The sequence below is a fragment of the Bartonella sp. CL63NXGY genome, assembly GCF_042194905.1.
Taxonomy (GTDB): domain Bacteria; phylum Pseudomonadota; class Alphaproteobacteria; order Rhizobiales; family Rhizobiaceae; genus Bartonella.
In genome coordinates this window covers 132,703-144,006 of the sequence record NZ_JBHINK010000001.1, presented here as the reverse complement: position 1 = coordinate 144,006, position 11,304 = coordinate 132,703, and the positions used below count along the sequence as shown (strand labels likewise).

Sequence of the window (11,304 nt, the reverse complement as noted above, 5' to 3'; positions counted from 1 at the left end):
AAACAACGAGTAAAGTTTTCATCTAAATCCAAGAATTTTATTTTCAATAAACCATAAATTCTTTACCAATTCTTGATTGAAGTAATGCTTTTTCTTGATAACAAGTCTTTTTTTATAAATGGAGCATTACCTTCTATCCATTTTTTATTTCAAATCTTATTTAAGGATCTAGAAATTAGGAGGTATGTTTTTTGAACTGGATATTATGAAGTTTTTTATAAAACCCATTTTCTTTTGCTAGCAATTCTTTTTGAGTACCTTGTTCAATTAGTTGTCCATTTTGTATGACCACAATTTTATGAGCACGAGCAATCGTTGAAAGGCGATGAGCAATAATGATCGTTGTGCGCCCTTTAGTAAGATGGTGAATGGCTTCATTAATTTGTGCTTCGGTGTGTGAATCGAGCGCACTTGTTGCTTCATCAAGAATCAGAATTTCACTATCGTGAATCATTGCTCTAGCGATAGCGAGTCGTTGTTTTTGCCCCCCTGAAAGATTACAGCCATTATCACCTATCTGTGTATCATAACCATTTGGCAAACTCATAATAAAGTCATGAGCATTTGCTGCTTTTGCTGCTTCGATAATTTCGTCATCACTAGCCCCTTCTTTTCCAAGCCCGATATTATATTTAACAGTTCCTTGAAAGAGAAAAGTATCCTGTCCTACATAGGCCATCAGGTTTCTCAGAGAGCGAAATGTTGTGTAGCGAATGTCTTGATCATTAATCAATATGCGTCCTTTTGTGGGGTCATAGAGGCGCATAATAAGGTTGATAAGGGTTGATTTTCCCGAACCGGATGGTCCCACCAATGCTGTCATTTTTCCGGCTTCTATTTCTAGATTGATGTCTTTCAATATCATTTTGTTATTAGTGTATGCAAAAGAAACATGTTCGAAACGAATAGTTCCTTGCGTTTTATTCAGATCTTTAGCTTCTTTATGTTCTACAACTGTAAGGGGACAATCGAGTATTTCAAACATCGTACGGATATTGACCAAGCCAGATTCAATTTTAACACGTACATTTGCTAGTCTTTTTGCGGGTTCATAAGCTAAAAGTAAAGCAACAATAAAGGACATAAATTCACCTTGAACACCTGCGCGTTGGGTTGCAAGATAACCGGAAAAACAAATAATACCTGCAATGGCAACACCCGTGAGTGTTTCCATAATTGGATTGGTAATAGCTTCGAGTGTTGCAATACTGTTTGTTTGTTTTTCAACATCACAAATGGCTTTGTCCATCCGTTTTTTCATGACTTCTTCTAGTGAAAAGGCCTTGATGATTCGAATACCAACAGCCGTTTCCTGTACGATTTTGATAATTTCACCAAGTGAAAGGAGCTCTTTTTCCATCAAGCTGCGAACGCGTTTTAAAGCCATTCGAACGCCTAAAAAAGCTAGTGGTCCTACGATTAAAGTAATGGAGATTAACACAAAGTTTTGAATGAACATGACAAGCAACAGACCACTAACGGAAAGCAAATCACGTACAAAAGTTGTGATAATAGTATCAATTATATTACGTACGGCTGTTGCATTATGAGTTACACGAACAAGAAGATCAGATGAAGTATTATTATGATAAAAAGAGACTCCTTGTTCCATAAGTCGTGCAAAAATTTTACGCTGTTGTTCAGCAATGATACTGTTGCCTGCTTTGTTTAGAAAGTAAGTTTGGAAAAAAGTTGCAACTCCTTTGAGAATAAAGATAAAAGCAATGAAGCTAGAAATCAAAACAATCATAGGAAAATTTTGTGCATCAATAATCTGATTAACAACATCCCGCATAATCCATGCACTGGTTGCTGTGGTACAAGAAATGATGATCATTGAGAAGATAGCCGCACTGTACCAACGCATATGTTTACGAAAATTTTCTCGTAAAAGGCGGATAATAAGATGTTTGTCGAAAGAGGAAATTTGTTTTTTAGCCATGAAGTGCTTCTATATTCTCTCATTATTTTATGCAAGATTGAAACACTCTTAATTAAAAAGCCCCTTAATCTTTTTTACAAAAATAGTCTTTTCTTTCAAGGCTCATCATATCAATTTCACGACGGCGAGAGTGAAGAATGTAGTGCAAAGTTTCTGTAAAAGGTATAACGAAAATTCGTTGTTCATCATTATTTTTAGTTTTCAATAAAAGATACCGGCGAGTTTCACTATTGTATTTACCAATTTCCATATTGTGATAGCCTTTGGCACTTGAAATGGCTCACAAAAAACATTTCTGCTTTTTTAATAATTTTTTATGTATCATCTCCATTTGTGATGTGTAAGCAAACAATTTCGCCGCATTGCATGATAAGAGTGCTTGAAATAAGAAGGCCTTACGATGTTTGAGCTTTCTCATTTAATATGCAAAATAACGAATTCTTCTTATAAATCGATCAAGCATTATTAAACTCTTAAAAGGCTTTATACACATTTATAAAACCTTAAAAGCACCACAAAAACTCTATGTGGTGCTTCTAAAAATACCATACGCCCATGCTAATGAGTTGCATGCGAATATTATTCCAATGCAAAACTATTTAGGTGCTATCACCATCATCATTTGCCGGCCTTCAAGCTTTGGCTCCAATTCGATTTTGGCAATTTCACTTGTATCTTCTTTCACACGCTGAAGAAGCTTTAATCCAAGATCTTGGTGAGCCATCTCACGACCACGAAAACGCAAAGTAATCTTTACTTTATCACCATGATCAATAAAGCGATGAACAGCCTTGAGCTTGACTCCATAATCATGGACATCAACATTTGGGCGCATCTTAATCTCTTTGATTTCGATGACTTTTTGCTTCTTACGTGTTTCAGCAGCTTTTTTTTGGGTTTGATATTTTAATTTTCCCAAATCGATGATTTTACATACGGGTGGCTCTGCATTTGGTACAATCTCAACCAAATCAAGTCCCGCATCTGCAGCCATAGCAAGAGCTTCTTGTATCGCAACAACTCCCTGATGTTGTCCCTCATCATTGATAAGCTGAACATGAGGTACCCGAATATCCTTATTTGAACGTGGTCCGTCTTTTTGGGTAGGTGTCATTTTAAACGGTTTACGAATGGTTTATGCTCCTTAAATTTTGATTCAACTACAGTTAATTTAATATACAATTATGCACCTAAAAACAACTATAATTCGTGTTATTTTCATTATTTGATTTATTACTTTTTGGAATGATTTAGATTATAAAAGTTTTCTCTTAATTTAAAGAAATTGTTTTATGGAGGATAAAGAATCATGGATCAACATATTCCTTGTCAGTTTTTTTCGTTTGAGAACACCACACTTGCAGTACGCTATCGCAAGGGGCGCCAATCTCCAGGTTTGGTTTGGCTTCCTGGCTATCAATCCGATATGTTGGGAAGTAAGGCAACGTTAGTTGATCAGTTTGCTCAGAAGAATGATTTGTCTTGTTTACGTTTTGATTATTCTGGACATGGAGAATCTGAAGGTGATTTTTTTCAAGGAACAATTTCGCGTTGGGTTAAGGAAAGTTTAGCGACTTTTGAAACCTATTGTGAGGGTCCACAAATTTTGATTGGTTCCTCTATGGGTGGGTGGATTGCACTAAGGCTTGCTATGATGCTAGCACAGAAAAATAAGAAGCTTGCTGGCATGATATTGATTGCTCCAGCGCCTGATTTTACACAAACATTGGTGGAACCAAAATTAGGCCCAGAAGAATGGAAGATTTTGGAAGAAAAAGGCTATATTGAACGACCTGCTGTTGATGATACAGAGCCAATGCCCTTTACAAAAAAATTAATTGAAGATGGGCGCGAAAATTGTGTTATGAAAGGATGCATTGATGTTGGGTGTCCAGTCCATATTCTACAAGGGATGGAAGATGAAGATATTCCCTATCAGCATACATTGACTTTACTTGATCATTTACCTCTCCATGATGTAACGTTGACACTTGTTCGTGATGCAGATCATCGCTTTTCTCGTCCACAAGATTTAGATTGCCTTGAAACAGTATTGAGATCTTTTATTAATCAGATTAATGCAAAATAAGGGGTACATTTATTGATGAAGATAAAAATATATGAGCATTTCTAAGCAGCATTTTATTTTTTCTGATCGCTCTGTACCTGTACGGGTGCGGGAAAATAAGTATGCACGCCGTCTTACCTTACGTATTGATGCCAGCAGTCAAGAGATTTGTGTAACAACACCACCAGCGATAAGTCTCTGTACGATTCAAAGTTTTATTGAAAAGCATCGATCTTGGATTGAGGCACGTCTTGCTCGTTTACAAATCTCTCATGAAAATGCTTATCTCAAAGAGGGGGCAATGATTCCTTTATTAGGTGTTTCCCATACCATAAAGCATAGAGAAGGGCGTGGGGTAACAGAAATCCTTACAGCAGATGCGGAGCAAGGACCTAAAATTATTGTTTATGGTCAATTAGAATACCTCCCAAGACGCATTGCTGACGTTTTGAAAAAACAAGCAGCACTTATTATAACACCTTTGGTGGCACATTATGCCCATAAAGTAGAGCGTAAAGTCAAATCAATTTGTTATAAAGATACGAGAAGTCGTTGGGGATCTTGTTCAATAGATAAGCGTCTTTCTTTTTCTTGGCGCCTTGTTATGGCACCAAAAGAAGTTGTGGAATATGTTGTTGCTCATGAGGTTGCTCATCTTGTTGAAATGAATCACGGACCAAGATTTTGGGCTCTTTGTGAAGAGCTATGTCCTGATAGTAAAACGTACCGTGCTTGGTTGAAGGAAAATGCCCATAGATTGCAAGCAATTAATTTTGATTCATATAATTTAGAGGCGTAAAAAACTTTCAAATGAAGGCAACATTTAACGGAACTTTTTGTTGAGTGTTTTGTTGTGTGTGTGCTTGCTCATGTATAATGAGGAAGCCATTGAAGCTCTCAGCACGATTGTTCTCCCCTGCTTGGTTTGCTGAGTGTCTTCAATGTTTTTTCTTTATCTTTTTTGTAATTCAGCGTAATAACCTTAAGTTCCGATGACTTATAAAAAATGGGAAGGGACCTTATGCCTGTTCTTACAGATCCACTTCAGCTACTAAAGAGACTTATCCGTTGTCCTTCTGTTACACCTCATGAAGCGGGGGCTTTATCAACTTTGGAACAATTTTTGAAAAAAATGGGATTTCACGTCGAGCGCCCTATTTTTACGGATAAAAATACAGATAATGTTGAAAATCTTTATGCAAAAATGGGAAATGAAGGACCCCATCTTATGTTTGCGGGTCATACAGATGTCGTACCACCAGGTGCATTGGAAGATTGGACTTATTCACCTTTTGAAGCTGTCATAGATCAGGGGAAATTATATGGGCGGGGTGCTGTTGATATGAAGGGCGGAATCGCTTGTTTTATTGCGGCGCTAGCGCGAGTTCTTGAGAAACGATCCATTAAAGGAATGGTAAGTTTTTTGATTACCGGTGATGAAGAGGGACCTGCTGTTAATGGTACCGTCAAACTTCTCAAATGGGCAGAAAAAAAAGGCGAAAAATGGACTGCGGCTCTTGTGGGGGAACCAACAAGTGTAAAGACTGTTGGGGATGTCATCAAAATCGGTCGCCGCGGATCGATTTCTGGTATCATTACCGTGAAAGGTCGCCAAGGTCATGTTGCTTTTCCAGAGCGGGCTGCTAATCCCTTGCCTTTGGCAAGTAAGCTTATTCAAGCATTGACACAAACTGCTTTAGATAAAGGGACAGAGAATTTTCAACCCAGTAATCTAGAGCTAACAAGCATTGATACTGGTAATTTAGCGGTCAATGTTATCCCAGCGCAGACAACAGTTCATTTTAATATACGCTACAATGATCTTTGGACAAAAGAAACACTGATGAAGGAAATTGAAAAGCGTCTTGCTTTGGTGCAATCAAAAAACAATGGTGACCAATATCCCTCTTATCAGCTTGAATGGATTCCAAGTTTAGGAGATGTTTTTTTGACCAAAAATGATAAACTCATTCAAACTTTATCCAATGCTATTAAAAGTGTAACAGGGAATATACCAGAATGTTCCACTTCTGGTGGTACTTCAGATGCGCGATTTATTAAGGATTATTGCCCAGTGGTTGAATTTGGCTTACCAGGGCAAACGATGCATATGGTAGATGAGTGTGTGGCCCTTGATGCAGTGGAAACTCTTACTGCTATTTATGAGCGTTTTATTATTGAATTTTTTGCATAAAGAAAAGATTTTTGGTTCAAAAATACCTTTATCTTGTTGAGCTATAAGATATTGACATTTAAGGTGTGGTGATATGAGTCTCGTAAGACTTAATATATTAAGTGGTTTTAGAGTAAGTGATGAATATTCTTAAGTTGGGATTCTTGCCTGTAGAGTTTTTAGTTAAGTGAATTACATAATTGGAAAGCCAAGAGAGACCTGCTTGAAGAAGTAGAACTGTTTAGACCATATTGGATTGAAAATATTCGTTCTTTAAAGTGTAGAAAGGAAGTCACACGCAATCATATATGGAAAACAATGAATATTATATCATCATTGTGTGATGACAGGTTGAAGCCATAAAGACACACAAAAACATGCTGCTATTGTAAAAAGTTCGTACAACATAAATGCGCTCATTCACAGCTCATGTTTTGATATGTTTTCTGCACTCTCATAAAAGGTACTTCTTGTTCCAATTAGACTCTCTTAGAATAAAGCCTATAGGAAAAGCGCTTTAAGTTTGTTTTATTTCATATATTTTGCCATGCTTTTTTTGTCCCCAAGAACTTCCGTTGCAAAATCATTACGAGATAGAAGGTGAGCTTATTTAATCAGCTTTAATCTTGGTTATGATAAAGATACACAGAATTTTTTGTAGCAGCACGTTGACTTCTTGAGCCAAGGATTGTCCTAGTATTATTCTCAATTTTTTAATAAAATAACCTTAAAGGACGCGTACAGATACTCATAAGCATTATGCATACAAGTAAGATTATATGGGATTAACGTCGTTTCGCTCGCTAACAAAGCAATCTCGATTCATATCGGGTATATTTGCCATTTGAGTGCATTATTTGTTTAATAAAGCTCGTGATTTTGCTGTGACCTATAAATCAATACCAATCATACAGCCGCGTATCTCAAATAAATATTGGTTCAGTACTTTTTGCGATAACCGCTTTTACATGCCAGAATAGGATAAAAGTATTGCGTATATCTATTTTTTATAATCTCTGAAACAGACATACAATTTCATTGAGGAAAAATATAAAGGTATAAAGGTGAAAATCAGCGTGCTTTTTTACTTTCTTTTTTATTCGGCTTTACGGTTTTCAAAAGTAAATAGAGTAAGATCTTTTTACATAATCAAAAATTGATGCATGGTTTCATGCTTATTTCTATGGTTCTTTTAATGGTGCCACGATTTCATAAAGAAAAAATACATTATCGTGTTATGCATTCACGTATTTGTTTTAGAGAAATTTTCTCAATGTTTGTCACATTTGTGCTACTACGGTGCTTATGAATGTTGTAATATAAAATCTATAATGCCTCCCCATCTTTATGTTTATGAAAAATAAAGTTAGAGCACCATACACTTTCTAGCTCAAAATATTGCAATAGATTTTAGCACTTAAGAGTGTTCATAAGAGGCCTTTTTACTCCTTTTTTATAGTTTTTATCCACATGCTTCTCTATTTTTAAGGTGTAAGCAAATGGCGATAACTAACTTGCTATAAATAGTTTTGAAATGAGAGAAGCTCACAATATTCTAATCTCACCTTGCTATGGAAAATGATAATTATGATTAAAATAAGTATGTTGTTATAAAAACTTTAATTTGCAAGTTGGCTGATGATGTGATCAAGAACAATACGTCCTTTGGTTGTTGCTTTTAAGCGTTGGTTATCCACCATTTCTATCAATTCTTGGTGTTGTAAATCGATCAGTTTTTCCATTGGGATACGTTTAGGGCTTAAGGTTTCATAGCGTATAAGTTCTAAGCCTTCGCAAAGGCGTAATCCCATAAGGAGCATTTCATTTGCCTGTTGTTCAGTGGTTAAATGTTCCGTTTCAATACAGCCATGTCCTGTTGTTTCTACCAAATTAAGCCACTGTTCGGGATGCTTTTCATTTATTGTGACATAACGTTCGCGGTTTTCAAGGTGTGATGACAATGTTTTTGAACAGAAAGAGGAATGATTCGATGCGTGCTCAATGAAACGTCCATGTGCTCCTGGACCAAAGCCTGCATATTGGTGATAACGCCAATAAAGAAGATTGTGTGCTGATTCGGCACCGGGCATTGCATGGTTTGAGATTTCATAGGCAGGAAGTCCATGTAGTGCCGTTATTTCTTGAGTAAGATGATACAGATCTGCTGCTAGCTCTGATGGGGGAAGGATAAGTCTTCCTGCATCATGAAGCCGTTTAAAGGCGGTTCCTTCTTCGATCGTCAATTGATAAAGAGAAAGATGGTCCGCTGCTAAATCAATTGCTTGTACAAGTTCAGATTTCCATTGTTCAAGGGTTTGTTCGGGGCGGGCATAAATGAGATCAAAGGATAAACGTGGAAAAATTTGCCGTGCTAAAGCAATGGCACAAAGAGCTTGTTCCACATTATGGAGTCGGCCAAGTTTGCGCAATGCTTTATCATTGAGCGCTTGTATCCCTAGAGATAAGCGATTAACACCTGCCGCACGGTATCCACGAAAGCGCTCTGCTTCCACACTGGATGGATTAGCTTCTAATGTAATTTCAACTTTATCATCGACTACCCATTTTTTTGCAAGTGCTTGCAATAGGGCATCGACAGTTTGCGGCTCCATAAGGGAAGGGGTTCCTCCACCAATAAAAATACTTGTAATATGGCGTGGGCCTATTTTGTGGTATTGCGTTTCTATTTCGCGCTTAAAGGCGGTGACAAAACGTGGTTGATCAACACCATGGATGCGAACATGCGAATTAAAGTCACAATAAGGACATTTAGCTGCACAAAAGGGCCAATGAATGTAAATGCCAAAAGGTTCATTCATGAGAATGCTAAAAGGTTTTCTGCCAAAAGTTTGAAAGCACGTGCGCGATGTGAAAGAGGGGGAATATCATTACGTTTCCAGTTGTGTTTTTGCTCTGTTGACATTTCTCCAAAGGTATTTTCACATCCATCGGGTAAAAAAATAGGATCAAAACCAAAGCCTTTATCTCCCCGTGGAGGCCAAATGAACGTTCCTTCAACGCATCCACGGAAGTAATCTGCATGAGCATCAGGCCATGCAATGCAAATGACGGATATAAAACGGCATTTCCGTTGACTTTTTTCTCGTGCTCCGACTTTTTGGAGTTCATTTTCTATTTTTTTCATAGCTTTTGGAAAATTACGTGTACCATCGGCTTGAATTGCCCAATCAGCGGTATAAACGCCTGGCGCACCCTCCAATGCATCTACCTCTAAGCCTGAATCATCAGATAGGGCAGGAAGTCCTGTTTTTTTTGCTGCTGAAAAAGCTTTAATATAAGCATTTTCTTCAAATGTTTTTCCCGTTTCTTTTGGTTCTGGCAAGCCCAGTTCTTTTGCCGATTGTATTATTAAACCGAAAGGCGTAATTAAAGTAGTGATTTCATGCAATTTTCCGGTGTTATGTGTAGCAATGACAAGTTTTTTATCTGCTATGCTTCTCATATAGATTTCTCCAAAAATGAAAGGGGAATTATTTTTGTGCTAAAAACCGACTTTAATGCTCATACACACACATTTTACATGATATGATTATTTTACACGTTTAATGATATTTTATTCCAATAAAATTTTTTATCTTGTATGAAGATAACCTTGCAAAGATATGAAAGACATCTCTTTATTTATGATAGCATTTTTATGGTAAATTTCCAATTTCCTGCTTGCTCTAAAGGGTGAAATTTTCTATCTACAGCGGTTTTTAATCAATCTAGATTCTCTTGATAAGTCCCTACAGCAGACCACTTTACAGATCAACTCTTATCTTAAATATTTCTCACACACTCTAACAAAAAATATTTCCTGCGTAATTTATCAAGCATCACTCTGAAAGGTAGCATTTTACAGCTCAATAGGATAATATATTTTTATACTACTTTAGACTATTTGACCAAACCTTGACAAAACTTATATAAGAGATGAGGATTTTAAAAGTAGTGAAACAATTGTGATGAAGCACAAAACTATTGATAATGAACTAAAATATCTTGATGAACGTTCGCGTGATATTTTTCGCCATATTGTTGAAGCTTATCTTAATGATGGTGAACCTGTAGGGTCACGTAATCTTTCGCGGCTTTTACAACAGACATTATCGCCTGCGACGATTCGCAATGTGATGAGTGATCTTGAACATCTCGGTTTGATTTATGCACCACATGTTTCTGCGGGTCGAATGCCGACACAATCAGGTTTACGCTTTTTTGTTGATGCATTTATGGAAGCGGGTGATTTGCCAAACGAAGAGCGAGAAAATATTGAAATGCAAGTCAAAGAGGCTGGTCATGCACAATCGGTTGAACATTTTCTTGTTCAAGCAAGCCGAGTTCTTTCAGATCTTTCACGTGGGGCAGGGCTTGTTTTAGCAACAAAACAAGAAGGAACATTGAAACATATTGAATTTGTGCGCCTTGATAGGGAGCACGCTCTTGCCGTTTTGGTGACTCAACAAGGTGAAGTTGAAAATCGTATTGTTCATTTACCAGAAGGGGTTACCCATGCACAATTGACGGAAGCAACGAATTTTCTCAATGCCCATATTCAAGGGCGTACATTGAGTGAAGCTAAAGGGGAAATTGCCCGCTTATGCGCAGAAACAAGGGCCGCACTTGATGATTTATCACATCATCTTGTTGAAACGGGATTAGCTCTTTGGGGAGGAGAAGATGCTGATCATAAAATACACCTCATTGTTCGCGGGCGTAGCAATTTACTTGAAGATGTGAAAGCAGAAGAAGATTTAGAACGGTTACGCCATTTGTTTGATGATCTTGAAACGCGCGAGAGTATGGCACAGCTTCTCGATTTAACGGATGAAGGTTCTGGGGTTAGAATTTTTATTGGTTCAGAAAATAAATTATTTTCTCTTTCTGGTTCTTCTTTAGTTGTAGCACCTTATCGAGATTCACAACAAAGAGTCATTGGTGCTTTAGGTGTTATTGGTCCTACACGGCTTAATTATGCAAGGATTGTGCCCATGGTTGATTATACAGCTCAACTTGTGTCACAGTTATTGCGTTAAAACGATGCAAGTAAGTATTTGTACTATAAAAGCTCATTGTATTATATACATCGCTACCCCTTGATTTTTGTCTGTAGAATTT

The 11,304-nt window shown here is 37.2% G+C and carries 9 protein-coding genes; 4 read left to right on the top strand and 5 right to left on the bottom strand.

Annotated features, from left to right (window positions below; all coding sequences use genetic code 11):
• Nucleotides 1-175: 175 nt before the first annotated feature.
• The 3 genes from ACFIK0_RS00530 to infC all read right to left on the bottom strand — a co-directional run bounded on the left by ACFIK0_RS00530 (nucleotide 176) and on the right by infC (nucleotide 3,056).
• On the bottom strand, nucleotides 176-1,942 hold the full coding sequence (locus ACFIK0_RS00530) for an ABC transporter ATP-binding protein (protein ID WP_273790216.1): 1,767 nt from the start codon (nucleotides 1,940-1,942) through the stop codon (nucleotides 176-178).
• A 64-nt stretch (nucleotides 1,943-2,006) separates the two neighbouring features.
• A complete protein-coding gene (locus ACFIK0_RS00525) occupies nucleotides 2,007-2,192 on the bottom strand; it encodes a hypothetical protein (protein ID WP_273790217.1) in 186 nt (61 codons plus the stop codon).
• 345 nt (nucleotides 2,193-2,537) lie between these two features.
• The gene (gene infC / locus ACFIK0_RS00520) at nucleotides 2,538-3,056 is read right to left on the bottom strand and encodes a translation initiation factor IF-3 (protein ID WP_273790218.1); all 519 of its coding nucleotides are present in this window, start codon (nucleotides 3,054-3,056) and stop codon (nucleotides 2,538-2,540) included.
• 195 nt (nucleotides 3,057-3,251) lie between these two features.
• On the opposite strand from infC, the gene ACFIK0_RS00515 reads away from it, so the two are divergent.
• The 3 genes from ACFIK0_RS00515 (at nucleotide 3,252) to dapE (ending at nucleotide 6,204) form a co-directional block, all read left to right on the top strand.
• Nucleotides 3,252-4,031 carry an alpha/beta hydrolase gene (locus tag ACFIK0_RS00515; protein ID WP_375654279.1) on the top strand — a complete coding sequence of 260 codons (780 nt, stop codon included), beginning with the start codon at nucleotides 3,252-3,254 and terminating at the stop codon, nucleotides 4,029-4,031.
• Nucleotides 4,032-4,062: 31 nt separating this feature from the next.
• Nucleotides 4,063-4,809, top strand: a complete 747-nt coding sequence (locus ACFIK0_RS00510) for a M48 family metallopeptidase (protein ID WP_273790220.1) — start codon at nucleotides 4,063-4,065, stop codon at nucleotides 4,807-4,809.
• 222 nt (nucleotides 4,810-5,031) lie between these two features.
• Nucleotides 5,032-6,204 carry a succinyl-diaminopimelate desuccinylase gene (dapE, locus tag ACFIK0_RS00505; RefSeq protein WP_375660468.1) on the top strand — a complete coding sequence of 391 codons (1,173 nt, stop codon included), beginning with the start codon at nucleotides 5,032-5,034 and terminating at the stop codon, nucleotides 6,202-6,204.
• Nucleotides 6,205-7,802: 1,598 nt separating this feature from the next.
• Here the strand turns inward: dapE and hemW are convergent.
• Nucleotides 7,803-9,002 carry a radical SAM family heme chaperone HemW gene (hemW, locus tag ACFIK0_RS00500; RefSeq protein WP_375643001.1) on the bottom strand — a complete coding sequence of 400 codons (1,200 nt, stop codon included), beginning with the start codon at nucleotides 9,000-9,002 and terminating at the stop codon, nucleotides 7,803-7,805.
• Entirely contained in the window at nucleotides 8,999-9,646 is a 648-nt protein-coding gene (gene rdgB / locus ACFIK0_RS00495; protein ID WP_273790223.1) for an RdgB/HAM1 family non-canonical purine NTP pyrophosphatase, read from the bottom strand. Before rdgB ends, hemW begins: the two co-directional genes overlap by 4 nt.
• Nucleotides 9,647-10,151: 505 nt before the next feature.
• Here rdgB and hrcA point away from each other — a divergent pair.
• Nucleotides 10,152-11,222, top strand: coding sequence for a heat-inducible transcriptional repressor HrcA (hrcA, locus tag ACFIK0_RS00490; protein ID WP_273790224.1), 1,071 nt, complete (start codon nucleotides 10,152-10,154; stop codon nucleotides 11,220-11,222).
• The last annotated feature ends 82 nt before the right edge of the window (nucleotides 11,223-11,304 follow it).

Excerpts from the sequence above, each read along its gene's own strand:
- ACFIK0_RS00510 (WP_273790220.1), top strand. The coding sequence starts at position 4,063 with ATGAGCATTTCTAAGCAGCATTTTATTTTTTCTGATCGCTCTGTACCT.
- infC (WP_273790218.1), bottom strand. The coding sequence starts at position 3,056 with ATGACACCTACCCAAAAAGACGGACCACGTTCAAATAAGGATATTCGG.
- dapE (WP_375660468.1), top strand. The coding sequence starts at position 5,032 with ATGCCTGTTCTTACAGATCCACTTCAGCTACTAAAGAGACTTATCCGT.
- rdgB (WP_273790223.1), bottom strand. The coding sequence starts at position 9,646 with ATGAGAAGCATAGCAGATAAAAAACTTGTCATTGCTACACATAACACC.
- ACFIK0_RS00515 (WP_375654279.1), top strand. The coding sequence starts at position 3,252 with ATGGATCAACATATTCCTTGTCAGTTTTTTTCGTTTGAGAACACCACA.
- ACFIK0_RS00530 (WP_273790216.1), bottom strand. The coding sequence starts at position 1,942 with ATGGCTAAAAAACAAATTTCCTCTTTCGACAAACATCTTATTATCCGC.
- hemW (WP_375643001.1), bottom strand. The coding sequence starts at position 9,002 with ATGAATGAACCTTTTGGCATTTACATTCATTGGCCCTTTTGTGCAGCT.
- ACFIK0_RS00525 (WP_273790217.1), bottom strand. The coding sequence starts at position 2,192 with ATGGAAATTGGTAAATACAATAGTGAAACTCGCCGGTATCTTTTATTG.
- hrcA (WP_273790224.1), top strand. The coding sequence starts at position 10,152 with ATGAAGCACAAAACTATTGATAATGAACTAAAATATCTTGATGAACGT.